Raw genomic sequence first — 26,274 nt, forward strand, 5'->3', positions numbered from 1 at the left:
AGAATCCGGCCGATCCACGACCGCACGGACGAAAGGCAGGCACGTGAGCCTGAACCTGAACAAGCTCGTCGACAAGGCCTACAAGGACCAGAGCATCGCCGCGATCCTCGCCGCGCCGCCGTCGGCCCTGCTCGGCCTCACGCCGAAGCACGACGAGATGCTCGCCGAGCTGAAGATCAAGACGATCGCGGACCTGGGCAAGTGGCAGCACGCCGTGCACGCCCAGGCGCTCGTCACGCTCGCGGACGCCGAGGTGCCCGCGATCGCCGGCGACAAGTAGTCCTGCCGCACCGGTCACGCGCGAGGGCGCCCGTCCACCGCACGGTGGGCGGGCGCCCTCGCGCGTACGCCGTCGCGCGCACGCCCGGAGCGCGCGTACGTCAGAGCCCGAACCGCTCCACGTCGCGCATCTTGTTCGTCGCGTCCAGGGCCGCGACCTTGTAGGCCTCGGACAGCGTCGGGTAGTTGAAGACGGTGTCGACCAGGTGGTCCACGGTGCCGCCCGTGGTCATGATCGCCTGCCCGATGTGGATGATCTCCGTGGCGCCCGTCCCGAACACGTGCACGCCCAGCACCCTGCGGTCCTCCGTGGAGACCAGCAGCTTGAGCATGCCGTAGGAGTCGCCCACGATCTGCCCGCGCGCCAGCTCGCGGTAGCGCGCCACCCCGACCTCGTAGGGCACGCCCGCGGTGGTGAGCTGGTCCTCGGTGTCCCCGCAGTAGGAGATCTCCGGGATCGTGTAGATCCCGATGGGCTGCAGCTCCAGCACCGAGGAGACCGGCTCGCCGAACGCGTGGTACGCCGCGAGCCGCCCCTGCTCCTGCGACGTCGCCGCGAGCGCCGGGAACCCGATGACGTCGCCGACGGCGTAGATGTGCTCGGCGTCGGTCCGGAACTGCTTGTCGACCTGCAGGCGCCCGCGCCGGTCCGCCTCGAGCCCGGCGGCGGCGAGGTCGAGGCCGTCGGTGCAGCCCTGCCGCCCGGCGGAGTACAGGACGCAGTCGGCGGGGACCCGCTTGCCGGAGGCCAGGGTGGTGATGGTGCCGTTCTCCCCCGCGGTGACCGACTCGACCTTCTCCCCCAGCCGGAACGTGACGGACAGGTCGCGGAGCTGGAACTTGAGCGCCTCGACCACCTCGGAGTCGCAGAAGTCGAGGATCTTGTCGCGCGCCTCGACGACGGTGACCCGGGTGCCGAGCGCGGCGAACAGGGAGGCGTACTCGATGCCGATCACGCCGGCGCCGACGACGACCATGGTGCGGGGCACCTCGCTGACGTCGAGGATGCCGTCGGAGTCGACCACGCGGACGCCGTCGAACGCGATGTTGGCGGGGCGTGCGGGCGCGGTGCCGACGGCGACGACGATCTTGTCGGCGGTCAGCCGCCGGACGACGTCGCCCTCGGCGTCGGCCACCTCGATGTCGTGCGGTCCGGTGAACCGGGCGCTGCCCACGACGGTCTCGACGTGGTTGCGGGCGAGCTGGTTGCGCACGATCTCGATCTCCCGCCCGATGACGTGCTGGAGGCGGGCGAGCAGGTCGGGGACGGTGATGTGTTCCTTGACCCGGTAGCTGGAGCCGTACATGTCGCGCATCTGCAGGCCGGTCAGGTAGAGCACGGCCTCGCGCAGGGTCTTGGAGGGGATGGTGCCGGTGTGCAGGCTGACGCCGCCGACCTGGTCCCGCCGTTCGACGACCGCCACCCGCTTCCCGAGCTTGGCGGCGCCGATGGCGGCCTTCTGGCCGCCGGGGCCCGAGCCGATCACGACGAGGTCGAAGTGGTTCTCACGTGCGTCCATGCTCAGAGTGTGGGGGGCGAGCGGGCCGGTGACGACCATCTTCATCAAGAATTAACCGGCTGACCCGGGCGGATGGCAGGCTGCCCCCATGAGCACCTACGCCGTCAGCTACACCTACACCGACGACGTCGCGACCCGCGACGAGGTCCGCCCCAGCCACCGCGATTTCCTGCGGGCGCTGCTCGCGGACGGCGTCCTGCGCGCCTCGGGCCCGGTCGACGGCCGAGTGGGCGCGCTGCTGGTGATCGAGGCGGAGTCGGCCGACGCGGCGCTGGCCGTCCTGGACCCCGACCCGTTCGCGCTCCGCGGGCTCGTGGCCGAGCGCAGCGCCCGGCAGTGGGACGTCGTCATCGGCGGCTTCGCGGAGTAGAGCAGCCGCAAAATTCACCCAATACCCATCCATACAGAGGTTTTTACTCAATAGTCACGTTTCGAGCATGGCGTGGCGCGCTTCTTGGTGCGCATGATGCCTGTTCGGAAGCTGCTGACTATGTTCGGGGAGGCACTGCATGACCTCTGTCGACGGTACATCGGTGGGCTACGACGAGATCGGCCCGCGCATCTGTGTGACGCCGCCCTACTACGCGCTCGACGCGCTGACCAGCCCCGCGCCCGGGCTGACCAGCGCGACGGTTCCCGTCCAGTCACCGACCGGACGGCACGCCACGCACATCAACATCGCGGAGGCCGGCCGGCACCTCGCGATCCTCGGTCTGTGCGCCGCGGCCACGACCAACCCGAGCACCAAGCGGCACTACTACCTCGCGCACCGCGGGGTCGGTCGGATGTACCCGGTCACCGGGTCGCTGACCGCCCTCACCGGTACCGCGAGCGCCCGGATGACGGGCCGCAACCGTGCGGAGGCCCAGACCGAGCTGCGCGACGCCCACGGCAACCTCGTGGCGCGGCTCGACGTCGAGTACCTGGTGATGTCGGTGCCGGTCTTCCGGCGCATGATGGGGCCTGCCCGGGCACCCGACGCGACGGAACCCGCCAACCCCTACAGCCTGCCCGCCCCGCTCGTCGACGTCTCGACCGACGCCCGGAGCGCGGCGGCCAAGCTGGCGGTCGAGGCGGCCATGTGCCGGGGGCACTTCGACGGCTACCCGGCGCTGCCCGTGTCGGTGGCGGGCTACGCCGCGTTCGCGCTCTTCGACCACGTCCTGGAGGCGGCGGCGGGCCCGGACGCGCGCTGGCAGCCGGGGCTGTTCCGGCTGCGGGCGGACAACCTGGCCGCGGCCGGCGAGCACTGCACGGTGGAGGTCGAGCCCTCGGACCCGGCCGAGCCCGCCGCCCACGCCCAGGCGTTCACGGGGACCATCCGCTCCGGGGACCGGGAGATCTTCTCGATCGACGTGGACTACACGGTGGTCTGAGCCGGTCCCCCGGGCTCTCGGGCCCGGGCCGTCCGGCGGCAGCGCACAGGCCGGCGGCCGCGCCCCTCGCGGGGGCACGGCCGCCGGCCTGCTGCTGTGCTGTCGTCGCGCCGCCGCGCGACGGCCGGACGCCCTCAGGGCGTCACTGGGAGATGTCCTCCGACTCCGGCTCGGCGACCGGACGCGCCGCCTCGACCCGCGCGTCGTGCGCGGACTTGATGAGGCTGGCGATCGTGCCGACCGCCAGGGACGACACGATCACCGTGAGCGACAGCCAGATCGGGATCTCCGGCGCCCAGTGGAAGCCCTCGCCGCCGTTGATCCACGACAGCGAGTTGGTGTGCAGGGCCTCGAGGACCAGCTTGATGCCGATGAAGCCCAGCACGGCCGAGAGCGCGTAGGGCAGGTACACCAGCCGGTCGAGCAGGCCGCCCAGCAGGAAGTAGAGCTGGCGCAGGCCCATCAGGGCGAACAGGTTGGTGGCGAACACGATGAACGGGTCCCGCGTGATGCCGAAGATCGCCGGGATCGAGTCGAGCGCGAACAGCACGTCCGTCGAGCCGATCGCCAGGAACACGATGATCATCGGCGTGAAGAGCCGGCGGCCGTCGACGGTGGTCCGGAGGCTGGAGCCGTTGTACTGGTGGTGCAGCGGCAGGACGCGGCGCATCACCCGGATGAGCGCGTTCTCCTTGAAGTCGTCCTGCTCCTCCTCCTTCTCGGGGATCGCCTGCTGGATCGCCGTGTAGATGAGGAACGCGCCGAACAGGTAGAAGAGCCAGGTGAACTGCTCGAGCAGCGCGGCGCCCGCGAGGATGAACGCGGCCCGGAAGATCAGCGCCATGATGATGCCCACCATGAGCACCTGCTGCTGGTGGTCCCGCGGCACCGCGAACCTCGCCATGATGATGACGAAGACGAAGAGGTTGTCGACGCTCAGGGAGTACTCCATGAGCCACCCGGCGTAGAACTCAGCCGCCGGGGTGACGCCGCCGACGGCCCAGACGATGACGCCGTAGACCAGGGCGAGGCCCACGTAGAAGCTCACCCAGATGGCGCTCTCCTTCATGGACGGGACGTGCGGGCGCCGTCCGACGATGAGGAGGTCGGCGACCAGCAGCAGAACCATCGCGCCGAGCGAGATGAGTTCGAAGGTCACGGGCAGTTCGTGGACCATTGCGTCCTTCCGGGAAAGGGAGGAACGCGCGATCGCATCGAGCCTCCGGTGAGCACAGCAGGGCACCGGAGGTCTTCCTCGCTCGCCCCCGCACCACCCTGGACGAGTCCGGGCGATGGCGCACGACGAGCCGGCAGGCCGAGCTGGCATCGATGGCAGCTGTGATGACGACCAAGCCGTTGCGAGGTACTCCCCTCCAACGGTGGGCAAGCATACGGGACGGTGAGAACGCCCCGAACGTGATCTACGGCACGTCAGACGAGCGTGACGACCAGCTTGCCGCGGGCGTGCCCCTGCCCGGCGACCTGCCGGATCGCGTCCACGGCCCGGTCGAGCGGGTACGTCGCGCTGACGATCGGCAGCAGCACGCCGTCGGCGACCATGCCGTCCAGGACGGACAGGTCCTCGCCGCTGCGCGTCGCCTCGACGTTGACGACCCGGTACGGGCGCGTCCGCGAGAGCAGCGGCGCCACCGCGAGCTCGGGCATGGGGCCCAGCAGGCCGTCCCTGCTGCCGTCGTTGGCCAGGAGCAGGCCACCGGGCACCAGCACGCGGCCGAGCGCCCGCAGCGAGTACCGGCCGGCGTTCGTGAAGACGACGTCGAAGCGCGGCTCGCCCGCCGTGATGTCGTCGGTGGTGTGGTCGACGACCTCGGACGCGCCGAGCTCGCGCACCATCGCGGCGTTGCGCGGGCCGCACACCCCCGTCACCTCGGCGCCCCAGGCCGCGGCGATCTGCACCGCGAAGTGCCCGATTCCGCCGCCCGCGCCCGTGATGGCGATGCGCTGCCCGGCCCGCAGCTCGGCGGCGCGCAGGAACTGCAGCGCCGTGACCGCGGCCATGGGCATCGCCGCGGCCTCGACGTGCCCCAGGTCGGCGGGCAGGCGGGCGATGCTGCCGGCGTCCGCGACCGCCAGCTCCGCGAACGTGCCGCCGCTGCCGAACCCGAACACCTCGTCGCCGGGCGCGAACCTCGTGACGCCCGGGTCCGTCTTGAGCACGACGCCCGAGAGGTCGGCGCCGCGGACCGACGGCGTCGGCCCCCTCAGCCCGCCGAGCATCGGCCGTGCGACCAGCGGCTGCCCGGCCGCGTAGTGCCAGTCGTAGGGGTTCACGCCGGCGGCGTGCACCTCGACCAGCACCTGGTCCTTGCCAGGTGCCGGGTCGGGCACGTCACGCACCGCGAGGGCGTCCCAGCCGTACCTGTCCTGCGTCAGTGCCCGCATCGCGGCCTCCTGGACCCACTGTTCTCCCTGACGTGTGCCCCCACCTGCGCGTTCAGCGTCCACCGGGCGCCGGGAGGGGGTCAAGGATGAACTGTGGGGCCACGCTCAGGCGGTCGCGGCCTGCATCTGGCGCAGCTCCTTCTTCAGGCCGGAGATCTCGTCGCGCAGCCGGGCGGCCACCTCGAACTGCAGCTCCGCGGCCGCGGCGTGCATCTGGTCGGCCAGCTCCTGGATGAGCTCCGCCAGCTCGCTCGCGGCGGCACCGGCGAGCCGGTTGCCCGACGTCGCTGCCTCCTTCGGCGTGCCCGGCACCGCCTTGCCCTCGCCCTTCCCCTTGCGGCTGTTCCGGTACCCGCCGGCCAGCAGCTCCGCTGTGTCGAGGTCCTCGCGGGCGAGCATGTCCGTGACGTCCGCGATCTTCTTGCGCAGCGGCTGGGGGTCCAGGCCGCGCTCGGTGTTGTACGCGATCTGCTTCTCGCGGCGCCGGTCGGTCTCGTCCAGGGCCATCCGCATGGCCGGCGTGATCTTGTCGGCGTACATGTGCACCTGGCCGGACACGTTACGGGCCGCGCGGCCGATGGTCTGGATCAGCGAGCGACCGGACCGCAGGAAGCCCTCCTTGTCCGCGTCGAGGATCGCGACCAGCGACACCTCCGGCAGGTCGAGGCCCTCGCGCAGCAGGTTGATGCCCACGAGCACGTCGTACTCGCCGAGCCGCAGCTCGCGCAGCAGCTCGACGCGGCGCAGCGTGTCCACGTCGGAGTGCAGGTAGCGCACGCGGACGTTGCGCTCCAGGAAGTAGTCCGTGAGGTCCTCGGCCATCTTCTTGGTCAGCGTGGTGACCAGCACGCGCTCGTCGCGGTCCACGCGGTCGCGGATCTCGCCCAGCAGGTCGTCGATCTGGCCGGTCGTCGGCTTCACGACCACCTCAGGGTCGACCAGCCCGGTGGGGCGGATGACCTGCTCGACGACGCCGTCCGACAGCGAGCGCTCGTAGTCGCCCGGCGTGGCCGACAGGTACACCGTCTGCCCGATGCGCTCGGTGAACTCCTCCCACTTCAGCGGGCGGTTGTCCATGGCGCTCGGCAGGCGGAAGCCGTGGTCCACGAGCGCGCGCTTGCGGGACGCGTCGCCCTCGAACATCGCCCCGATCTGCGGCACCGTCTGGTGCGACTCGTCGATGACGAGCAGGAAGTCCTCGGGGAAGTAGTCGAGCAGCGTGTTGGGCGCGGTGCCCGGCTCGCGGCCGTCGATGTGCATCGAGTAGTTCTCGATGCCGGCGCACGTGCCGATCGAGCGCATCATCTCGATGTCGTAGGTGGTGCGCATGCGCAGCCGCTGCGCCTCCAGCAGCTTGCCCTGCTTCTCCAGCTCGGCGAGCCGCGCCTCGAGCTCCTTCTCGATGCCGCCGATGGCGCGCTCCATGCGCTCCGGGCCCGCCACGTAGTGCGTGGCCGGGAACACGTAGATCGACTTCTCCTCGCGCACCACGTCGCCCGTGAGCGGGTGCAGCGTCTGGATCGACTCGATCTCGTCGCCGAACATCTCGATCCGGATCGCGAGCTCCTCGTACACCGGGATGATCTCGACCGTGTCGCCGCGCACCCGGAACGTGCCGCGCGTGAACGACATGTCGTTGCGCGTGTACTGCATGGTCACGAACTGGCGCAGCAGGTCGTCCCGGTCCACGACGTCGCCGACGTCGAGCCGGACCATGCGGTCCACGTACTCCTGCGGCGTGCCCAGGCCGTAGATGCAGGACACCGAGGCGACCACGACGACGTCGCGCCGCGTCAGCAGCGAGGAGGTGGCCGAGTGCCGCAGCCGCTCGACCTCGTCGTTGATCGACGAGTCCTTCTCGATGTAGGTGTCCGTCTGCGCGATGTACGCCTCGGGCTGGTAGTAGTCGTAGTACGAGACGAAGTACTCGACCGCGTTGTTGGGCAGCAGCTCGCGGAACTCCGTGGCGAGCTGCGCGGCGAGCGTCTTGTTCGGCGCCATGACCAGGGTGGGCCGCTGGAGCTTCTCCACCAGCCAGGCCGTGGTCGCGGACTTGCCGGTTCCCGTGGCGCCGAGCAGCACCACGTCCTTCTCGCCCGCCTGGACGCGTTCGGTCAGCTCGGCGATCGCCGTCGGCTGGTCGCCGGCGGGCTGGTACTCGGAGATGACCTCGAACGGGGCCACCGTGCGCTGCAGGTCGGTCACGGGTCGCATGTCACTACCGTACGGCGGACCACTGACACTCCGGAGCGCGGGGCGCTGGGCGGGCCCGCTCCGGGCCCCCTCAGCGCCCCGTCAGTGCAGCGTGCCGCCCGACGAGGCCGGCTCCGCCACCTCGCCGCGGGCCGCCGCGAGCGCCGTGCGCACCACGATCTCCAGGGCCCGGGCGAGGTCGGCGACCGGGAGGTGCGGCTCGCCGGCGTCGGCCGGGGCGGACGCCGCGGCCTGCGCGCGGACCTCCTCCGTGGTGCGCGGCACGTGCACGAAGCCGGAGAGCACGCCGGGCCGCTCGGCCAGGGCGTGCTGGAGCGCGTAGAAGGTGGCGTTGCAGACGTAGGTGCCAGCGCTGTACGTGACGCCGGCCGGGATGCCCGCGGCGCGCACGGCGTCGACCGCCGCCTTGACGGGGAGCGTGGCGAACCGGGCGTCGGGGCCGCCGTCGACCACCGGGGCGTCGACGGGCTGGGCGCCGCCGTTGTCGGGGATGCGCGCGTCCATCAGGTTGATCGCCACCCGCTCGACGCGCACCTGCGTGACGCCGGCGGCCAGGCCGACGGAGACGACGACGTCGGGCGCGTGCTCGTCGAGCAGCCGCAGCAGCGGGCCGTCCTCGCCGCGGACCTGGTCGAACTCCACCGGCAGGACGGCGGTGACGAGCTCCTCCGGCCCCGCCCACGCCTCGGCGAGCGCCGCGACGGCGTCGGCGGAGGCGTTGACGGCGTCCCCGCCGAACGGCTCGAACCCCGTGACCAGAACCTTCATCCTGCGTGCTCCTCACCCCGGGGTCGCCGGTTCACACGGAGTCCGCCTCCGCCTCCTGCGCGACCTCGCCGGCCACGCGCTGCCACAGCGTATCGACCTGAGCGCGCAAAGTGTCCTCTTCGCCCGATCCGTCGAGCGTGACGTCCGCGGCGGCGAGCCGCTCCTCGTCGCCCGCCTGCGCCGCGATGCGGGCGCGCGCGGCCTCCTCGGTGAGCCCGCGCCCCTCCACCAGGCGGCGCACCCGGAGCTCGGCGGGGGTGTGCACGACCACGACGAGGTGGAAGTGCTCGGCCTGCCCGGTCTCGACCAGCAGCGGGATGTCGTGCACGACGACGGCGTCGGCGTCGGCGGCCCCGGCCATGGCCTCCCGCTCCGCGGAGAGGCGGCGCACCTCGGGGTGCACGATGCCGTTCAGGCGGCCGCGGGCGTCGGCGTCGGCGAAGACCAGGGCGCCGAGGGCGGGCCGGTCGAGGCTGCCGTCGGGCGCGAGCACGGCCGTGCCGAACGCCTCGACGATCCCGGCCAGGCCGACCGAGCCGGGCGCGACCGCCTCGCGGGCCAGCAGGTCGTGGTCGATCACGACGGCGCCGAGCTCGGCCAGGCGCGTGGTCGCGACCGACTTGCCGGCCGCGATCCCTCCGGTGAGTCCGATGCGGAACATGTGGTCCTCAGGGCCGATGTCGGGTGGGTCCGCCCAGGCTACCTCCGGACCGGGCGGGACCTCGCGGCGGGACCTCGGGTGTGGCATCTGGAGTCGCGCCGGCTGTGACATGAGGCGCAGCGGGCACTCCCGTGCGCGCCGCGGCCCGGCGCGGTGGGAGCATGACGGTGCGGGACCGGAGCATGACCACAGCAGCAGAGCGACCACAGCAGAAGAGCGACCAGGAGGTACGGACGTGCGCGAGGCCGAGGACGGTGGAGGCACCGTGGACGACGGCGGTGCCGGGCGAGGGACGGGCGGCGCGGCCCGGCCCGTCTGGCTCACCTGGACGGCCCGCACGGTCGCGGCCGCGGGGCTCGTCGTCGTGCTGTGGGCCTGCCTGACGGCGTGGGGCGCGGTGGTGCACGGGCACCCCGCCTACGCGGTGCTGCTGGGCCTGACCGTCCTGTGCTCCGCGCTCGTGCTGTGGCGCAGCCTGCGGCCGGCCCGCGCCCGCCGACGGCGGGTCCTGGCGCTGGTGCTCGACGTCGCCCTGGTGGTGGCCGGGCTCGTCTGGCTCGCCGCGGTGGCCTGGCTGCGCCCGTTCACCGCCGTCGAGCCGGCGCCGACCGCGATGCTGTCGGACGAGGTCGTGACCGTCACCGAGTCCGCCACGAGCGTCACGCTGGCGCCGGCCGGCGAGGCCGACGCCACCGCCGTGTTCTTCCAGCCCGGGGCCAAGGTCGAGGCCCGGGCCTACGCCGCCGTCCTGCGCCCGCTGGCCGAGGAAGGGCACACGGTGGTGATCGCCAAGCAGCCGCTCGCCGTCGCGTTCCTCGCGAGCGGGGCGTTCGACGCCGCGCGCGAGAGCGTGCCCGACGCGGAGCAGTGGGTCGTGGGCGGGCACTCGCTCGGCGGCGTCGTCGCCTCGGCGGAGGCGGCTTCGGATGCGGAGGCCCCGGACGCCGACGGTGCCGCGCCCGTCGTCGGCCTGCTCCTGTACGCGTCCTACCCGGCCGAGGACCTCAGCGGCATCCCGGTCGCGGTCTACTCCGTCTCCGCGTCGCGGGACGGCCTCGCCACCCCGGCCAAGATCGAGGCCTCACGCGAGGTGCTGCCCGCGGACACGAGGTTCACCGTGCTGGACGGCGCCGTCCACGCGTTCTTCGGCGATTACGGCCCGCAGCCGGGCGACGGGACGCCGACGATCACCCACGACGCGGCGCGGTCCGCGATCTCGTCCGTGAGCGCGCAGTTCGTCGAGTCGCTGGGCCGGTGACAGCAGGCCGGCGGCCGCTGCCGAGCAGCGGCCGCCGGGTGTGGGTCAGACCGGGTGTGCGTCAGACCGCGTCAGACCCGCGCGGGCGTCCGCGCGTGCTGCCGCTCGGGCGTGAACGCCACGGGCAGCACGGCCGGGTAGCGCGACCAGGGCGACGGCGCCCAGGTGACGTCGGGGTCGGTCAGCCGCAGGTCGAGCCGCTCCATGAGGCTCTCCACGGCGATCTTGACCACGAGCCGGCCCGGCCGGCGGGCGGGGCACGCGTGCGGCCCGACGCCGAACGACAGGTGTGACCGGTTGCCCGCCTCGAACATGTCGTCCTCGGTGCGCACCCGCGGGTCGTTGTTCGCCGCGGCCAGGCCCATGACGATCGCGTCGCCGGCCCGGATCTGCGCCCGGCCCAGCGTGCAGTCGGTGACGGCGTACCGGGCCGGCAGGTTGGCGACGGGCGGCTCGCCCCAGAGCGTCTCGTCCATCGCGTCGTCGAGCCCGCGCCGCACGCCGGTGACCCGGCCCGTGTACCGCGGGTCGGTCAGCATCCGGCGCAGCGTGGCCGCGATCCAGGTCACGAGCATCTCGTTGGCTGCGCAGATCGCCACGACCATCGAGTGCACGATCTCGGTGTCATCCTCGAAGTTGGGGTGCGCGACGAACTTGGCGGTCAGGTTCGGGCCGGGGTTCTGCCGCGTGGCCAGCACATGGTCCAGCACGATCTGGTCCATGGTGGTCAGCGCCGCCACCGCGTCGCCGCCGTGCCCGAACACGCCGTGCGCGCAGCGCAGCAGGGCGATCCCCTGCTGCTCGTCGAAGCCGAACATGCCCGAGACGGCCAGGAACGACACGGCCGCGGCGTACTCGCCGATCAGGTCGGCGTCGCCGCGCGCGGCGAACGAGTCGATGAGCTTGCCGCAGACGCCGCGCACCATGGCCGCGGTCAGCGCCTCGTCGATGGAGGCGAACGCCTCGTCGACGGGCAGCCGCAGCCGCCGGTGCTCCGCGCCGTCGGCGTAGTACAGCGCGCGCCGCCCGGCCGGGGAGAGGATCGCGTGCAGCGAAGAGTTCAGCGGCAGCCGCTCGCTCCAGTGTCTCGGGTCCCTGGCGAAGACGCTCTCCGTGCGCATCACCTCCATCACCTCGGCGTGCCCGAGCACGAGCCAGCCGGGTACCCCCGGCTCCAGGTCCACGGGGGCCACGGGGCCCCACTGGTCCTGCAGCTTGCGCAGTGCCGCCGTCATGTCCTCGGCACCGGTCAGCTCGACCAGCGCCAGCCGGCTCCCGCTGCTCTGCGGCTCCAGCTCAGACATGACACTCCACCCGTCGATATTCATGGACTCATCCATCGATTCATGGGGCGACCTGCATAGACGCCCGATCGAGGGTTTCTATCACGATCTGACGCCCACGCGTAACACCCGTGTGGTCCGGGTCACCCGCGGTGCACCGGGTACGGTCGCGGCACCTATGCGTATCAGGCCCGCGAGGCCCCCTGGCAGCCGACGCCGGCCGCCGGCGCACCCGCCGCGTGGGACGATGCGACGGTGAGCATGCACGGAGGGGGCGGGAGCCTGGGCGGGGGACGGACGCTCCGGTCGTTCACGCAGGACGGCTCGGTCACCCGGCAGCGGCTCGGCCGGCCCACCCTGCGCCGCATCGTCTCGTTCGCGCGGCCCTACCGGGGCCGGCTCACCGTGTTCGTGCTGATCCTGGCCCTGGAGGCCGCCGCGGGCGCGGCCACGCCGCTGCTGTTCCAGCGGATCATCGACGACGGGATCACGGCCGGCGACACCCGCCTGGTCGTGCTGCTGGCGGGCGCCGCGGCCGTGCTCGCCGTGCTGGCCGCCGGGCTGTCCGTCGCCGACCGGCTCGTCTCGTCCCAGGTCGGCGAGGGGCTCATCCTGGACCTGCGGGTCGCGGTGTTCGACCACGTCCAGCGCATGCCGCTCGCCTTCTTCTCCCGGGCCCGCACCGGCGCGCTCGTGCAGCGCCTCAACGGCGACGTGCTCGGGGCGCAGCGCGCCTTCACGACGACCCTGCAGACCGTGGTGTCCAACACGCTGACCATCGCGTTCACCCTCGCGGCGATGTTCACCATGTCGTGGCAGCTCACCCTCGGCGCCCTCGTGCTGGTGCCGCTGTTCGTCTTCCCGGCCCGCTGGTTCGGCCGCCGGCTCGCGGGCCTGACCCGCCGGGGCATGGAGGTCGACGCCGACCTCGGCCAGGTGATGAACGAGCGGTTCAACGTGTCGGGCGCCCACCTGGTCAAGATCTTCGGCGACCCGGACGCCGAGTCCGAGCGGTTCGCCGGCCCCGCCCGCGAGCGCCGCGACCTCGGGGTGCGCACGGCGCTGCTCGGCACGTGGTTCCGGGTGGGGCTGTCCACGATCGCGGCCCTGGCCGTGGCGGGCGTCTACGGGTTCGGCGGCCTGCAGGTGATCGCGGACGAGCTGACCGTCGGCACGCTCGTGGCCCTGGCGACCTACCTGACGCGCCTGTACGGGCCGCTGACGGCGATGGCGAACGTGCAGGTCGACGTGATGACGGCGCTGGTCTCGTTCGAGCGCGTGCTGGAGGTGCTGGACCTGGAGCCGTCGGTGGCGGAGCGGCCGGACGCCGTCGACCTGCGGGCCGCGGTCGCCGCGCGGGGCGCCTCGGTGTCGCTGACGGGTGTCACGTTCCGGTACCCGCGGGCCGACGAGGTCTCGCTCGCGTCCCTGGAGTCGGTGGCCGGGCAGCGCAAGGACCCGACGACGGACACCCTGCGCGACGTCTCCTTCGAGGTCCCCGCGGGGTCGATGGTGGCGCTCGTCGGCCCGTCGGGGGCGGGCAAGACGACGGTGTCGCAGCTCGTCAGCCGCATGTACGACCCGACGGCCGGCACGGTGCGCATCGCGGGGACCGACCTGCGGGACGTGACGTTCGCGTCGCTGCGGGACACCATCGGCGTCGTCTCGCAGGACGCCCACCTGTTCCACGACACGGTCGCGGAGAACCTGCGGTTCGTCCGCCCGGAGGCCACAGACGCCGACCTGGAGCGCGTGCTGCGCCAGGCACGCATCTGGAGCCTGGTCGACCGGCTGCCCGAGGGGCTGGAGACCGTCGTGGGCGACCGCGGCTACCGCCTCTCGGGCGGCGAGCGGCAGCGTCTGGCGATCGCCCGTCTGCTGCTGCGGGCGCCGGACGTCGTCGTGCTGGACGAGGCGACGGCGCACCTCGACTCCGAGTCCGAGGCGGCCGTGCAGGCCGCGCTCGACCAGGCCCTGGCCGGGCGGACGTCGCTGGTCATCGCGCACCGGCTGTCCACGGTGCGCGCCGCGGACCGCATCGTGGTGCTCGACGACGGCCGCGTGGCCCAGTCGGGCACGCACGCCGAGCTGCTCGCCGCGGGCGGGCTGTACGCCGACCTGTACCGCACGCAGTTCGCCGAGGCCGGCTGAGCCCGGGCACACCCTCACCCGGGCTGGAAGGATGGGCCGGGTGGACTCCCACGACCACCACCACCCGCCCGACGGCGCCCGCGGCCGCCTGGCGATCGCGTTCGGCATCACCGCGGCGGTCCTGGTCGCGCAGGTCTTCGGCGCGCTCCTGACGGGCAGCCTCGCGCTGCTCGTCGACACGGTGCACCTGCTGACCGACGCCGCTGGGCTCGCGATGGCCCTGTTCGCGGCGCACCTGGCGCGGCGTCCGGCGTCGGCCCGGCGCACCTGGGGCTACCGGCGGGCCGAGGTGATCGCCGCGCTCGCCCAGGCGGGCGTGCTGCTGGCCGTAGGCGTGTACGTGCTGGTGGAGGGCCTGCTGCGGCTCGTCGCGCCGCCCGAGGTGCCCGGCCCCGAGCTGGTCGTGTTCGGCGTCGTCGGGCTGCTCGGCAACGTCGCGGCGCTGGCCGTCCTCGCCGGGCGCCGGACGGCGAACCTCAACCTGCGCGCCGCCTTCCTGGAGGTGGTCAACGACGCGCTGGGCTCGCTCGCGGTGGTGGTCGCGGCCCTCGTCATCACGTTCACCGGCTGGCAGCGGGCCGACGTCGTGGCGGGGCTGCTGATCGGCGCCCTGATCCTCCCGCGGGCGCTGCGGCTGCTGCGCGAGACGGTCTCCGTGCTCCTGGAGTCCTCGCCGCCCGGGCTGGACCTCGACGAGGTCCGCGCGCACCTGATGGACCTCGACCACGTCGAGGACGTGCACGACATGCACGCGTCGCTGATCGCCACGGGCCTGCCCGTGCTGAGCGCCCACGTGGTGGTCCGCACCGACTGCTTCACCGACGGCCACGCGGCGCGCATCCTGGACCAGCTCCAGGAGTGCGTCGCCGAGCACTTCGACATCGCGGTGGAGCACTCCACGTTCCAGGTCGAGCCGAGCACGCACGTGGCGCACGAGCACCCGCAGCACGCGTAGCGCCGTCGGGCCGGCTAGCGCACCGTCGTCGGGTTCCGGATCGCGGCCTCGATCCGGGCGAGCACCCCGCGGGAGCGCTCCAGCTCGGCCCGGTAGCGCTCCGGCAGGTCCGCGGCGAGCCGACGGCGCATCTCGACCGCCTCGCGCGCGTGACCGAGGGCCGCCACGTTGTCGCCCGCCGCGCTCAGCGCGCTGGCGAGGTTGGAGACCGTGAGCGCCAGGTCGGGACGGTGCTTGTCCGGGTTCTCGACGGCGAGCTGCCGCCGCATCGCCACCGCCTCGCGCATGGGGCGCAGCGCCTCGGCGGGCTTGCCCAGGTCGAGCAGCGTGGCGCCCAGGTTCGCGAGCGCCTCGGCGAGGCCGGCCCGGTACTTCTCGGGCTGGTCGCGAACGAGCCGGCGCAGCATGTCGACGGACTCCTGCGTGGGCGGCAGCGCCTCGTCGAACCGGCCCAGGTCGGCGTAGCGCACGCCCAGGTTGGACAGCGACTGGGCCAGGTACTTCAGCGACCGGGCGTTGCGGCGCGCCAGGTTGCGCCGGATGCCCACGGCCTCCTCCTCCAGGAGCACGGCCTCGTCGTACCGGCCGCGCCGCGCGTAGGTGACGCCGAGGTTGGAGAGCGAGTGCGCGAGGTAGTGCAGGTACCGCTCGGGGTGCTCGCGCGCGAGCTCGCGCCGGATCTCCAGCGCCTCCCGCTCCAGCCGGAGCGACTCGTCGGCGCGGCCCGTCGTGGAGTACAGGGCGCCGAGCGCCGAGAGCGCCCCCGCCAGGTCCGCACGCGTCCCGCGCACGTTCTCGGCGGCCAGCCGCCGCTGGATCTGCAGCGCCTCGACCAGCACCGAGCCCGCCTCCTCGTACCGGCCCAGCGCCTCCAGCGTGGTGCCGAGCTGGCCGAGCGACCACGCCAGCTCGCCGAGGTGCTCGGGCCGGGCCGCCGCCAGCCGGCGCCGGATCGCCACGGCCTCCGCGTTCGCGGGCAGGGCCTCCTCGGGCCGGCCGCTCTCGGTGAGCGCCTCGAAGTTGCCGAGCACGGCGGCGACGCGCGGCTCGTACTGGACGGGGTCGCCCTGCGCGAGCCGGCGGTAGATGCCGAGCGCGGCCCGCTGCGCGGCCTCGATGTCACCGACCCGGCCGAGCTCCGTGTAGGACACCCCGGCGTTCTGCAGGGCGAGCGCGTGCTCGGCGTCGGCCCAGGGGGCGTCGCCCGCCGGGAACCGGCCGCACAGCGCGATGACCTCCTCCTGCACGGCGAGGGCGTCGACGTGCCGCCCGACCGCCCAGTAGCCGGTGCCGAGGTTGTTCAGCGCCGTGCAGAGCGCCGGGCGGTAGCGCTCCTCGTCCGTCCAGGCGAGGCCGCGCCAGAGCCCCACGGCCTCCTGCAGCACCGGCACCGCGACGTCGGCCTCGCCCTCGGCGATCAGCACGAGGCCGAGGTCGGTCATCGCCTCGCCCTGCGTGGCCTGGTCGCCCACGACGGCGGCGAGCTGGGCGACGCGGTGCGTGAGACGGTCCAGCACCGGTACTGCGAGGGCGCCCGCCGAGCGCGGCAGCCGGCGCGTCACCCGCATCAGCCCGGCCAGGTCGTCCGGCCCGTCGTCCGGCAGGGCCGACGCCGCGGCCGCGATCAGCTCCCCCGGGATGTCGCGGCCCGCGAGGGGCAGGTCCGCGGCCGGGCCGCCCAGCGCGGGGACGTTCGTCACGGACCGGTCCGTCGCCGGGCGGTCCAGGCCCATGCCCGTCGCGAACGCCAGCACGCCGAAGGCCTCCTGGGTGCTGAGGTCGCGGGTGCAGGCCGCGATCAGCCCCTCCTGCTCGGCCAGGACTCGCGACACGAGCAGCTCCGCCAGCCGCGGTACCTCCAGCAGGTGCGCGCGGACCCACGCGACCGCCGCGTCCGCCCGTCCCTCGGCCGGCTCCACGCCGGCGCGACGCAGCGCGGCGCGCACGCCGGCGGCCGAGGTGTCCCCGACCAGCATCGTCGTGGCCAGTGCGGCCTCGGCACTCCCGCCGGGGCCCGCGACCAGCCCGGCCTCCGCGGCCGACCGCGACCAGCCGGCCCGCTCGTGGTCGAGCACCGTCTCGAGCGCCCGGGCCGGGTCCGTGGTCTCGGGCGACTGCTCGTCCGTGTCCTCGTCGTCGGCACCCGGGCCGTGGGTGCCCGGGCCGTCCGCACCCGGGCTCTCGAAGCCGGGCCAGGGCGGCCCGCCAGGTCGTGGTCGGTCACGGCCCGGCTCGGCGCGGCCCGGGGCGGCACGGCCCGGCTCGTCGCCGCCGAGGACCGCCGCCAGCGCCGTCGCCTGCAGGTCCAGGGCCCGCGGCCGGTGGTCGGGCGTGGGCTGGAACGCGACCTCGGGCACGGGCCGGCCGAGCACGCGGGCGAAGCGGGTGGCCGCGGCGTCCAGCAGCGCGCGGTCGTCCTCGGAGCGGTCCAGCTCCAGGCCGGGCGCGGGGTCGGACGTGACCCCGACGGTCCGGTCGAGGGCCGGGTCCAGTGCCATCTGGGTGACCGACGGCGTGCGCCCGGCCCACAGCGTGCTGGTCCACCGCAGCCGGCGCCACCACAGGCCGCCCGTGCGGGCGGTGCACAGGATCCGCAGCCGCCCGCGGCCCCGGGTGGCCGCCACGGCGTCGAGCATCGCGGGCAGGCCGAGGCGGTGCCCGGCGTCGTCCACCACGAGCAGGGCGCGCCGGGCCGTGGCGACGGCAGCCACCGCGGCCACCTCGGCGCCGGGCGGCACGTGCACCACGGTCCAGCCGGTGCGGCGCAGCCGGCGGCCGAGCTCCAGGGTCAGGCGCGTCTTGCCGACGCCGCCGAGGCCGCACACGAGGCGGAGCGCCACCGGGTCCCGGGACCGGAGCCAGGCGCGCAGGTCGGCGAGCTCCCGCCCCCGTCCCGTGAACGGCACGACCTCCCGCTCGGGGGCCAGGAGGGCGGCCGGACTCGTCTCGCGCGCTCCCGGGCTCCGCACCTCGTCGGGTCCGGGTCGGCTCATGAAGAGCCATCCAACAGCACTCGCGGGTTCCTGACCAGCGCGCCCTGTGATACTCCGGCGGCGGCCGGCACGGTGCGTCGTCGCAGGTCAGCGGCGTGCTGCGCGCCGTCGGACCGCCCCGGGCACCGCATGCCGAAAAGAGGGCGGAGCGAAAACCGCCTCGGAGCGGGCACAGCGACGGCCCGCCGCCCCCGTAAGGGGCGACGGGCCGTCGGTGATCAGCTCAGATCAGTTGCCCGTGAGCTTCTCGCGAAGCGCGGCGAGCGCCTCGTCCGAAGCCAGCGTGCCACCGGCCTCCTCGACCGGAGCCGAGGAGTAGCTGGTGCTGCCGCCGCCACCGGCCGGCGCGGCCGGAGCCTCGGACGACGCCTCGGTGTCCGCGGTGAGCGCCTCGGCGACCTGCTTGCGGTGCGCGGTCCAGCGCTCGTGCGCCTTGGCGTACTCCGCCTCCCACGACTCGCGCTGGGTCTCGAAGCCCTCGAGCCACTCGTTGGTCTCCGGGTCGAAGCCCTCCGGGTACTTGTAGTTCCCGGCCTCGTCGTACTCGGCGGCCATGCCGTACAGCGCGGGGTCGAAGTCCTCGGACTCCGGGTCCACGCCCTCGTTGGCCTGCTTGAGCGACAGCGAGATGCGGCGACGCTCCAGGTCGATGTCGATGACCTTGACGAAGACCTCGGCACCGACGGTGACGACCTGCTCCGGCAGCTCCACGTGGCGGACGGCCAGCTCGGAGATGTGCACCAGGCCCTCGATGCCGTCCTCGACGCGCACGAACGCACCGAACGGAACCAGCTTGGTGACCTTACCCGGCACGACCTGCCCGATGGCGTGGGTGCGGGCGAAGGTCTGCCACGGGTCCTCCTGCGTCGCCTTCAGCGACAGGGAGACACGCTCGCGGTCGAAGTCGACGTCGAGCACCTCGACGGTGACCTCCTGGCCCACCTCGACGACCTCGGACGGGTGGTCGATGTGCTTCCAGGACAGCTCGGAGACGTGCACCAGACCGTCGACGCCGCCGAGGTCCACGAACGCACCGAAGTTGACGATCGAGGAGACGACACCGGGACGGACCTGGCCCTTCTGCAGCGTCTGCAGGAAGGTCGAGCGAACCTCGGACTGCGTCTGCTCGAGCCAGGCACGGCGCGACAGCACGACGTTGTTCCGGTTCTTGTCGAGCTCGATGATCTTGGCCTCGATCTCCTTGCCGACGTACGGCTGGAGGTCGCGGACACGACGCATCTCCACGAGGGAGGCGGGGAGGAAGCCGCGCAGGCCGATGTCGAGGATGAGGCCACCCTTGACGACCTCGATGACGGTGCCGGTGACGACGCCGTCCTCCTCCTTGATCTTCTCGATCGTGCCCCAGGCGCGCTCGTACTGTGCGCGCTTCTTGGACAGGATCAGACGGCCTTCCTTGTCCTCCTTCTGGAGGACAAGTGCCTCGACGGCGTCGCCGACGGCGACAACCTCGCCAGGGTCGACGTCGTGCTTGATCGAGAGCTCCCGGGACGGGATCACACCCTCGGTCTTGTAGCCGATGTCGAGAAGGACCTCGTCGCGGTCCACCTTGACGATCGTGCCTTCGACGATGTCACCATCGTTGAAGTACTTGATGGTGGCGTCGATGGCAGCAAGGAAGTCCTCCTCGGTGCCGATGTCGTTGACGGCAACCTGGGGGGCGGACTTCGCAGGGGTGGAGATGGTCATTGAGTTCGATGCTCCGATGCGGACATGGCGTAGTACGGACAGGGTCTGTGTTGCTCTGCTTGTGTGGTGTCGAAGATCGCCGGAAGGCGCACGGCACCGCCAGTTATCTTAGTGGCGCGGCATCACCCTGGTCAACGCGAGCCAGGGTGGCGCGGGCCGCACGGCCCGGCCACCCCGGCCCCCGGACCGGGCCTCAGAGCGCGAGCTCCAGGTCCTTGCCCGGGATCGCGTCGAGCAGCGCGCGCGTGTAGTCGGTGGCCGGCGAGTCGAAGACGGTGTCCACGGTGCCCTCCTCGACCACGCGGCCCTGCTGCATCACCAGCACGCGGTCAGCGATCTGCCGCACGACGGCGAGGTCGTGCGTGATGAAGAGGTAGGTCAGCCCCAGCTCCTCCTGCAGCCCCGCGAGCAGCTGCAGGATCTGCGCCTGGACCACGACGTCGAGCGCCGAGACCGCCTCGTCGCACACCACGAGCTCGGGCGACAGCGCCAGGGCGCGGGCGATCGCCACGCGCTGCCGCTGGCCGCCGGACAGCTCGGCCGGGAACCGCTGGAGCTGGCTCTTGCTCAGCGCCACCTGCTCGGCCAGCTCCTCCACCCGGGCCCGGCGGGCCGCGGCGTCGCCGTAGTCGTGCGCGCGCAGCGGCTCCTCGATCGCGCGGAACACCGAGTAGAGCGGGTCCAGCGAGGAGTACGGGTCCTGGAACACGGGCTGCACCCGGCGCCGGTAGGCGATCTGCTCCTTGTGCCCGCCGGCGCCCACGAGCCCGCCGTCGAACGTGATGGAGCCCGTCGTGGGCTTCTCGATGTCGAGGATCATCCGGGCCAGGGTCGACTTGCCCGAGCCCGACTCCCCCACCACGGCCACGGTGGAGCCGCGCGGGATGTCGAGGCTCACGCCGTCCACCGCGGTGAAGTCCTTGCTGCGGGACAGCAGGCCACCGCCGCGGATGGTGAACACCTTGCTGACGTCCTGGACGGAGACCAGGACGTCGGCGTCGGCCGTGTTCTCGGCCGCCGCCTCGTCGCCGTGCGCGAGGAGGGCGTCGTCGAGCACGTCGTCCAGGCCGCGCTCGCGCGCGATCTCGATGCGGCGCGACGCGAGCGACGGGGCCGCCGCCATGAGGCGCTTCGTGTACTCGTGCTGCGGGGCGGTCAGGACCTGGCGGGCCGGGCCCTGCTCCACGATCTCGCCGTGGTACATGACCACCACGATGTCGGCCCGCTCGGCCGCGAGGCCGAGGTCGTGCGTGATGAGCAGCACCGCGGTGCCGAGCTCCTGCGTCAGCCCGGCGAGCTGGTCCAGGATGCCGCGCTGCACGGTCACGTCCAGGGCCGACGTCGGCTCGTCCGCGACCAGCAGGGCCGGGCGGCCGGACAGGCCCATGGCGATGAGCGCCCGCTGGCGCATGCCGCCGGAGAACTCGTGCGGGTACTGGCCGGCCCGGCGCGCGGCGTCGGGCAGGCCCACCTCGTCGAGCAGCTCGACCGTGCGCGCCCGGGCGTCGCGGCGCGAGCGCAGGCCGTTGTCGATCAGGCCCTCGTCGATCTGCTGCCCGATCCGCATGATCGGGTCGAGGTTGGTCATCGGGTCCTGCGGCACGAGGCCGAGCTCGGTGCCGCGGAGCTGCGCCATGCGCTGCGCGGACACGTGGCCCAGGTCCTCGTCCTTGAACCAGATGTGCCCCTCGGCCACGGAGCCGTTGCTCGCCAGGAGACCGAGCACCGCCATCGCGAGGGTCGTCTTGCCGGAGCCCGACTCCCCCACGATCGCGACGGTCTGGCCGCGCCGGACGGTGAGGTTCGCGTTCGCCACGGCGCGCGCGGGGCCGTTCTCGGTCCGGAAGTCGACGGCCAGGTCCTCGACCCGCAGGACGACGTCCTCGGCCGGGGCGTCCGCCTGGGCGTCGGCGGGGGCACCCGAGGTCTTGGGTTCGGTGATGTCGGTCATCGTCGGGTCCTGTTCCGGGGGTCGAGGGCCTCGCGCAGGCTCTCGCCCACGAGGGTGAAGCCGAGGGCCGTCACGGCGATGCAGATACCGGGCAGGATCGCCAGGCGCGGCGCGACCGCCAGCTCCTGCTGCGCGGCCGTCAGCATGCGCCCCCACTCCGCGGTGGACGGCTCGCCGCCGCCCAGGCCGAGGAAGGAGAGCGCAGCGGCCTCGATCACCGCGGTGGCGAGGGTCAGCGTGGCCTGCACGATGACGGGGCCCACGCTGTTGGGCAGCACGTGGCTCATGGTCACCGACCGCCGGCTCAGGCCGAGCGCGGACGCCGCCAGCACGTAGTCCTGGCCCCTCTGCGCGAGCATCGACCCCCGCAGCAGTCGGGCGAAGATCGGGATCTGCACCACACCGATGGCGACGATCACCGACATCGACGACTGGCCCGCGATCGCGGCGATCGACACCGCCAGCAGCAGCGACGGGACGGACAGCATGAGGTCCACCAGGCGCATCGCGCCGAAGTCGACCCACTTGCCGAACCAGCCCGCGAGCAGGCCGAGCGCCATGCCGCCGGCCAGGCCGAACAGCGTGGACAGCACGCCCACGAGCAGCGAGGCGCGCGCGCCCCAGATCAGCTTGCTGAGCACGTCGCCGCCGTAGCGGTCCAGCCCCAGCAGGTAGTCGGACGACGGCCCCGGGATCATCGTCGGGCGTACCTCGGCGCGGCCCGGCAGCTCGTTGGGGCCGTACGGGGCGAGCAGCGGCGCGAAGATCGCCACCAGCACGAAGGCGGCGACGATGACGAAGCCGGCGATCGCGACGGGGTTCTTGCGGAGCGTGCGCCAGGCACGGCCCCACACGCCCTCGCCGGCGTGGTCGGCACCGCCGGGGCCGTCGCCGTGGATGGACTTGCGCAGCGGCTGGGCTGCCGCGCCGTCGGTCACAGGAAGCTCGTTGGCGCTCACTGCTGCCTCCTCAGCCGGGGGTCGATCAGCCCGTACGACACGTCGACGAGCAGGTTCACGAGGGCGTACACGATGGCGATCATCAGGACGAAGCCCTGCATGACCGGGTAGTCGGCGTTGAACACGGCCTCGGCCAGGAACGAGCCGATGCCGGCGAACGCGAACACGGTCTCGGTCAGCACCGCGCCCGAGAGCAGCAGGCCGACCTGCAGGCCGATGGTGGTCAGGACCGGCAGCATCGAGTTGCGCAGGATGTGCTCGCCACGCAGGCGCGACGGCCGGATGCCCTTGGCGCGGGCGGTGCGGACGTAGTCGGCGTTCTGCACCTCGGACACGGCGGCGCGCGTCATGCGGGCCACGATCGCGAGCGGGATGGTGCCGAGCGCGATGCCCGGCAGGATCAGGTGCACCAGGGCGTCCCATGCGGCGTCCCACTCACCGGTGAGCAGTCCGTCCAGCACGTAGAAGTTCGTCGGGTGCGTCGCGATCATCGTCGGGTCCTGCCTGCCCGTGGAGGGGAACCAGCCCAGCTCCACGGCGAAGACGTACTTCAGGATGAACGCGAGGAAGAACACCGGGACGGTGACGCCGATGAGCGACACGACGACCGACGAGTGGTCGATGAAGGAGCCGGCGCGGCGGGCCGCGACGTAGCCCAGCGGGATGCCGATGCCGATCGCGATGATCAGGGCCACGATCGTGAGCTCGATCGTCGCGGGGAAGCGGGTCAGGAACTCGTCGAGCACCGGGCGGCCGGTGCGCGTGGAGACGCCGAAGTCTCCCGTGAGCAGACGGCCCAGGTACTTGAAGTACTGGATGTGGATCGGCTGGTCGAACCCGTACAGCGTGTTGATCCGGGCGACGGCCTCCGGCGTGGCCCGCTCGCCCAGGAGCGCGGTGGCGGGGCCGCCGGGCAGGGCCCGGACCCACGCGAACAACAGCACCGACAGCCCTAGCAGCAGCGGTATCAGGAGCAGCAGCCGCTGCACGATGAGGCGGAGCATACCTATCCTCGTGGGTCTTCCTCGTAGGTCACGGACAGCGGTCGGGGCGCGGCAGGCGCCGCGCCCCGACCTGAGCAATTCACCCTAAGGCGTGATGCGCCCTAGGTGTGTCATCAGGGTCACTTACTCCGTGAACGTGATGACGTTGTAGACCTCGTCCTGCACCGGGGAGACCGGGTAGCCCTGGACCTGCTCGGTGAACGCGAGCGAGGGCACGGGGCTGGCCAGCGGCACGCCCGGCAGGAACTCCATCACGGCCTCGTTCGCGGCCTTGTACTGCGCCTCCTGCTCGTCGACCGGCGCGTAGCGGGCGTCGCCGAGGCTCTTGAAGAGCGACTCGTCGTCGAAGCCCCACTCGGACGACTGCGAGCCGAAGAAGGTACCGATGAAGTTGTAGGTGTCGTTGTAGTCACCCGTCCAGCCGAGCAGGTGCAGCCCGTGCTTGTCGCTGCCCTGGATGGTGTCCAGGTACGTGGGGCTCCACGGCTCCGGCGTGGCCTTCACCGTGATGCCGACCTCCTCGAGGTCGGCCGAGATGGCCTCGTAGATCGCCGCGGCGTCCGGCATGTACGGGCGCGAGACGTCGGTCGGGTAGTTGAACTCGATCTCGAGGTTCTCCTGCCCGGCCTCCTTGAGGAGCTCCTTGGCCTTCTCCTGGTCGAACTCGTACGTGGCGACGTCGTCGCTGTAGCCCGAGACGGTGGAGGGGACGAACTGCGTGGCGACCTCGGTGCCCTCGGGCAGCGCGGCGGCGACGAGCGCCTCCTTGTCGATCGCGTGGGCGATCGCCTGGCGCACCTTCGGGTCGTCCAGCGGCTTCTGCGCCTGGTTCATGCCCAGGTACAGGATGTTGAACGGGTCGCGGTCCAGGACCTGGTAGCCGGCACCCTTCAGGGCGTCGACGTCGGCCGGGGCGACCAGGTCGTAGCCGTCGATGTCGCCGGCCTCGAGCGCCTGGCGGCGCGCGGTGCCCTCGGCGATGACGGTGAAGACGATGTTCTGGACGTCGCCGAAGTCGCCCCAGTAGCCGTCGAACGCGCTGAGGGTGACCGACTCGCCGGCCTTCCACTCACCGAACTCGTACGGGCCGGTACCGACCGGGTGCCCCGTGGCGTACTCGGAGAGCTCGGGCGCGTCCTCGGCGCCGCCGATCTCGTCGGCCTTGAACTCCTCCAGCGCCGTGGGCGACTGGATGGAGAACGACGGCAGCGACAGGGCCGGGACCAGCTCGGGCAGCGGGCTCTTCAGCGTGACGACCGCGGTCGCGGCGTCCGAGGCCTCGCACGAGTCGTACTTGCCGTTGTCGCCCTGGCCACCGAACACGTGCGTGTAGTAGTAGGACAGCGACTCGGACGCGGCCAGGCCGGTCCAGTTCGCCCAGCGGTCGAAGTTGAAGCACACGGCCTCGGCGTCGAAGTCGGTGTCGTCGTGGAACTTGACGCCTTCCTTGAGGTGGAAGGTGTACTCCAGGCCGTCCTCGCTGATGTCCCAGCTCTCGGCGAGCAGCGGGGCAGGGTCGGCCGTGCCCGGCTCGACCCCGACGAGGCCCTCGAAGATCTGGCGTGCGACCCGGAACGACTCGCCGTCACTGGCGAACGCCGGGTCGAGCGAGCCCGGGTCGGCGGAGGCGGCGAACACGAACGTGCTCTTGCCGCTGCCCTCGCCGCTGCCCTCAGGATCCCGCTCGCTTGCCACACAACCACTCAGCGCAACAGCGGCCGCGGTCACCAAGGTGACGCCGCCCGCAAGGCGCGTAGCGCGTCGACGCATGGCACTCTCCTTCCTCGGGCGCTCCGGTGTGTCCGGGTTCGGACGTAGCGGAGCGCAGACGTTTGGGCCTGACCTTAGGAGCCCTTTCGTTGCTTCCGTATTTCGCTCCCGCACTCGCAATCCAATCGTGACCCTTTTGTTACCGGTCTGTATGTGGTAATTGGCGCGCCCTTCACCCGTGCGTGCGAGCCGGTCCGAGCGGGGATGATGGGGGCGTGACAGACGATGCCGTGTCCTTCGGCTACCGCGACCTCCCCGACGACGCCGGCGTCGCGCGGGGCTGGTGGGACGCCAACGCCGGCGAGTACCTCGACGAGCACCGCGACTTCCTCGGCGACGCCGGCTTCCGGTGGGGCCCGGAGGGCCTGACCGAGGCGGAGGCGGGCCTGCTGGGCGACGTCGCCGGGCGCGACGTGCTGGAGGTGGGCGCGGGGGCCGCGCACTGCTCCCGCTGGCTCGCCTCCCGCGGCGCGCGGGTGGTCGCCACCGACTTCTCCGCCGGGATGCTGGCCGGCGCCGCCCGCCTGGACGCCGCCACCGGCGTCGTCGTGCCGCGCGTCCAGGCCGACGCGCGGGCGCTGCCCTTCGCGGACGGCAGCTTCGACGCCGTCTTCACGTCGTTCGGCGCCCTGCCCTTCGTGCCCGACGCCGTCCGGGTGCACCGCGAGGTCGCCCGCGTGCTGCGCCCGGGCGGGCGCTGGGTGTTCTCGGTGACGCACCCGCTGCGATGGGCGTTCCCCGACGACCCGTCGCTGCAGGGCCTGACGGCGAACCGCTCGTACTTCGACCGCCGCCCCTACGTGGAGTCCGACGCCGCCGGCCGGGTCGTGTACGCCGAGTACCACCGCACCGTGGGCGACCACGTGCGCGAGGTCGCCGCCGCGGGGCTGACCCTCGTCGACCTGGTGGAACCGGAGTGGCCGGAGTGGAACGACCAGGTCTGGGGCGGCTGGGGCCCGGAGCGGGGGCGCTACCTCCCGGGCACGGCGATCTTCGTGACGACCCGCCCCTGACGTGTCAGA

The 26,274-nt window shown here is 72.6% G+C and carries 20 protein-coding genes; 7 read left to right on the forward strand and 13 right to left on the reverse strand.

Annotated elements, in window-relative coordinates; genetic code table 11:
- Window positions 1–43: 43 nt before the first annotated feature.
- Window positions 44–280, forward strand: a complete 237-nt coding sequence (locus FHX71_RS12825) for a hypothetical protein (protein ID WP_182616791.1) — start codon at window positions 44–46, stop codon at window positions 278–280.
- 100 nt (window positions 281–380) lie between these two features.
- Here FHX71_RS12825 and sthA read toward each other — a convergent pair whose 3' ends face one another.
- Window positions 381–1,799: a Si-specific NAD(P)(+) transhydrogenase gene (gene sthA / locus FHX71_RS12830; RefSeq protein WP_182616793.1), complete on the reverse strand. Its 1,419-nt coding sequence runs from the start codon at window positions 1,797–1,799 to the stop codon at window positions 381–383.
- A gap of 88 nt (window positions 1,800–1,887) precedes the next feature.
- Between sthA and FHX71_RS12835 the strand changes: the two genes are divergently transcribed.
- Together FHX71_RS12835 and FHX71_RS12840 are read left to right on the forward strand one after the other, a co-directional pair.
- Entirely contained in the window at window positions 1,888–2,169 is a 282-nt protein-coding gene (locus tag FHX71_RS12835; RefSeq protein WP_182616795.1) for a YciI family protein, read from the forward strand.
- A 139-nt stretch (window positions 2,170–2,308) separates the two neighbouring features.
- Window positions 2,309–3,175 (forward strand): hypothetical protein, encoded by an 867-nt coding sequence (locus FHX71_RS12840; RefSeq protein ID WP_182616797.1) that lies wholly within the window; start codon window positions 2,309–2,311, stop codon window positions 3,173–3,175.
- Window positions 3,176–3,317: 142 nt separating this feature from the next.
- Here FHX71_RS12840 and FHX71_RS12845 read toward each other — a convergent pair whose 3' ends face one another.
- The 5 genes from FHX71_RS12845 to coaE form a co-directional block, all read right to left on the reverse strand.
- Complete coding sequence (locus FHX71_RS12845) at window positions 3,318–4,352, reverse strand: TerC family protein (protein ID WP_182616799.1); 1,035 nt, start codon at window positions 4,350–4,352, stop codon at window positions 3,318–3,320.
- A gap of 254 nt (window positions 4,353–4,606) precedes the next feature.
- The gene (locus FHX71_RS12850) at window positions 4,607–5,578 is read right to left on the reverse strand and encodes an NAD(P)-dependent alcohol dehydrogenase (protein WP_182616801.1); all 972 of its coding nucleotides are present in this window, start codon (window positions 5,576–5,578) and stop codon (window positions 4,607–4,609) included.
- Window positions 5,579–5,683: 105 nt separating this feature from the next.
- Entirely contained in the window at window positions 5,684–7,792 is a 2,109-nt protein-coding gene (uvrB, locus tag FHX71_RS12855) for an excinuclease ABC subunit UvrB (RefSeq protein ID WP_182616803.1), read from the reverse strand.
- Between the two features lie 81 nt (window positions 7,793–7,873).
- Complete coding sequence (locus FHX71_RS12860) at window positions 7,874–8,560, reverse strand: pyroglutamyl-peptidase I (protein ID WP_182616806.1); 687 nt, start codon at window positions 8,558–8,560, stop codon at window positions 7,874–7,876.
- A 31-nt stretch (window positions 8,561–8,591) separates the two neighbouring features.
- Window positions 8,592–9,221, reverse strand: a complete 630-nt coding sequence (gene coaE, locus FHX71_RS12865) for a dephospho-CoA kinase (RefSeq protein ID WP_182616808.1) — start codon at window positions 9,219–9,221, stop codon at window positions 8,592–8,594.
- A gap of 235 nt (window positions 9,222–9,456) precedes the next feature.
- Between coaE and FHX71_RS30045 the strand changes: the two genes are divergently transcribed.
- A complete protein-coding gene (locus tag FHX71_RS30045; RefSeq protein WP_182616811.1) occupies window positions 9,457–10,479 on the forward strand; it encodes an alpha/beta hydrolase in 1,023 nt (340 codons plus the stop codon).
- A 71-nt stretch (window positions 10,480–10,550) separates the two neighbouring features.
- Here the strand turns inward: FHX71_RS30045 and FHX71_RS12875 are convergent, their stop codons facing one another.
- Window positions 10,551–11,783, reverse strand: coding sequence for a cytochrome P450 family protein (locus tag FHX71_RS12875; RefSeq protein WP_182616814.1), 1,233 nt, complete (start codon window positions 11,781–11,783; stop codon window positions 10,551–10,553).
- 240 nt (window positions 11,784–12,023) lie between these two features.
- Here FHX71_RS12875 and FHX71_RS12880 point away from each other — a divergent pair, with 240 nt between their 5' ends.
- A complete protein-coding gene (locus FHX71_RS12880; RefSeq protein WP_182618680.1) occupies window positions 12,024–13,913 on the forward strand; it encodes an ABC transporter ATP-binding protein in 1,890 nt (629 codons plus the stop codon).
- A gap of 31 nt (window positions 13,914–13,944) precedes the next feature.
- Window positions 13,945–14,868 carry a cation diffusion facilitator family transporter gene (locus FHX71_RS12885; RefSeq protein ID WP_182616817.1) on the forward strand — a complete coding sequence of 308 codons (924 nt, stop codon included), beginning with the start codon at window positions 13,945–13,947 and terminating at the stop codon, window positions 14,866–14,868.
- A gap of 14 nt (window positions 14,869–14,882) precedes the next feature.
- On the opposite strand, the gene FHX71_RS12890 is transcribed toward FHX71_RS12885, so the two are convergent.
- From FHX71_RS12890 to FHX71_RS12915, 6 genes are all read right to left on the reverse strand, one after another.
- Window positions 14,883–17,861 carry a tetratricopeptide repeat protein gene (locus tag FHX71_RS12890; RefSeq protein ID WP_182616819.1) on the reverse strand — a complete coding sequence of 993 codons (2,979 nt, stop codon included), beginning with the start codon at window positions 17,859–17,861 and terminating at the stop codon, window positions 14,883–14,885.
- Window positions 17,862–18,089: 228 nt separating this feature from the next.
- Window positions 18,090–19,568: a 30S ribosomal protein S1 gene (gene rpsA, locus FHX71_RS12895; RefSeq protein WP_182616821.1), complete on the reverse strand. Its 1,479-nt coding sequence runs from the start codon at window positions 19,566–19,568 to the stop codon at window positions 18,090–18,092.
- Between the two features lie 193 nt (window positions 19,569–19,761).
- Complete coding sequence (locus FHX71_RS12900) at window positions 19,762–21,519, reverse strand: dipeptide ABC transporter ATP-binding protein (RefSeq protein WP_246402547.1); 1,758 nt, start codon at window positions 21,517–21,519, stop codon at window positions 19,762–19,764.
- The gene (locus tag FHX71_RS12905; RefSeq protein ID WP_312877091.1) at window positions 21,516–22,418 is read right to left on the reverse strand and encodes an ABC transporter permease; all 903 of its coding nucleotides are present in this window, start codon (window positions 22,416–22,418) and stop codon (window positions 21,516–21,518) included. The genes FHX71_RS12900 and FHX71_RS12905 overlap by 4 nt, the downstream gene beginning before the upstream one ends.
- A 56-nt stretch (window positions 22,419–22,474) precedes the next feature.
- Entirely contained in the window at window positions 22,475–23,482 is a 1,008-nt protein-coding gene (locus tag FHX71_RS12910; RefSeq protein WP_182616823.1) for an ABC transporter permease, read from the reverse strand.
- Between the two features lie 123 nt (window positions 23,483–23,605).
- Entirely contained in the window at window positions 23,606–25,252 is a 1,647-nt protein-coding gene (locus FHX71_RS12915) for an ABC transporter substrate-binding protein (protein WP_182616825.1), read from the reverse strand.
- 215 nt (window positions 25,253–25,467) lie between these two features.
- On the opposite strand from FHX71_RS12915, the gene FHX71_RS12920 reads away from it, so the two are divergent.
- The gene (locus tag FHX71_RS12920) at window positions 25,468–26,265 is read left to right on the forward strand and encodes a class I SAM-dependent methyltransferase (RefSeq protein WP_182616827.1); all 798 of its coding nucleotides are present in this window, start codon (window positions 25,468–25,470) and stop codon (window positions 26,263–26,265) included.
- The last annotated feature ends 9 nt before the right edge of the window (window positions 26,266–26,274 follow it).

Source organism: Promicromonospora sukumoe (assembly GCF_014137995.1).
GTDB lineage: Bacteria > Actinomycetota > Actinomycetes > Actinomycetales > Cellulomonadaceae > Promicromonospora > Promicromonospora sukumoe.

Excerpts from the sequence above, each read along its gene's own strand:
- sthA (WP_182616793.1), bottom strand. The coding sequence starts at position 1,799 with ATGGACGCACGTGAGAACCACTTCGACCTCGTCGTGATCGGCTCGGGC.
- FHX71_RS12835 (WP_182616795.1), top strand. The coding sequence starts at position 1,888 with ATGAGCACCTACGCCGTCAGCTACACCTACACCGACGACGTCGCGACC.
- FHX71_RS12840 (WP_182616797.1), top strand. The coding sequence starts at position 2,309 with ATGACCTCTGTCGACGGTACATCGGTGGGCTACGACGAGATCGGCCCG.
- FHX71_RS12845 (WP_182616799.1), bottom strand. The coding sequence starts at position 4,352 with ATGGTCCACGAACTGCCCGTGACCTTCGAACTCATCTCGCTCGGCGCG.
- FHX71_RS12850 (WP_182616801.1), bottom strand. The coding sequence starts at position 5,578 with ATGCGGGCACTGACGCAGGACAGGTACGGCTGGGACGCCCTCGCGGTG.
- uvrB (WP_182616803.1), bottom strand. The coding sequence starts at position 7,792 with ATGCGACCCGTGACCGACCTGCAGCGCACGGTGGCCCCGTTCGAGGTC.
- FHX71_RS12860 (WP_182616806.1), bottom strand. The coding sequence starts at position 8,560 with ATGAAGGTTCTGGTCACGGGGTTCGAGCCGTTCGGCGGGGACGCCGTC.
- coaE (WP_182616808.1), bottom strand. The coding sequence starts at position 9,221 with ATGTTCCGCATCGGACTCACCGGAGGGATCGCGGCCGGCAAGTCGGTC.
- FHX71_RS12875 (WP_182616814.1), bottom strand. The coding sequence starts at position 11,783 with ATGTCTGAGCTGGAGCCGCAGAGCAGCGGGAGCCGGCTGGCGCTGGTC.
- FHX71_RS12880 (WP_182618680.1), top strand. The coding sequence starts at position 12,024 with ATGCACGGAGGGGGCGGGAGCCTGGGCGGGGGACGGACGCTCCGGTCG.
- FHX71_RS12885 (WP_182616817.1), top strand. The coding sequence starts at position 13,945 with ATGGGCCGGGTGGACTCCCACGACCACCACCACCCGCCCGACGGCGCC.
- FHX71_RS12890 (WP_182616819.1), bottom strand. The coding sequence starts at position 17,861 with ATGAGCCGACCCGGACCCGACGAGGTGCGGAGCCCGGGAGCGCGCGAG.
- rpsA (WP_182616821.1), bottom strand. The coding sequence starts at position 19,568 with ATGACCATCTCCACCCCTGCGAAGTCCGCCCCCCAGGTTGCCGTCAAC.
- FHX71_RS12900 (WP_246402547.1), bottom strand. The coding sequence starts at position 21,519 with ATGACCGACATCACCGAACCCAAGACCTCGGGTGCCCCCGCCGACGCC.
- FHX71_RS12910 (WP_182616823.1), bottom strand. The coding sequence starts at position 23,482 with ATGCTCCGCCTCATCGTGCAGCGGCTGCTGCTCCTGATACCGCTGCTG.
- FHX71_RS12915 (WP_182616825.1), bottom strand. The coding sequence starts at position 25,252 with ATGCGTCGACGCGCTACGCGCCTTGCGGGCGGCGTCACCTTGGTGACC.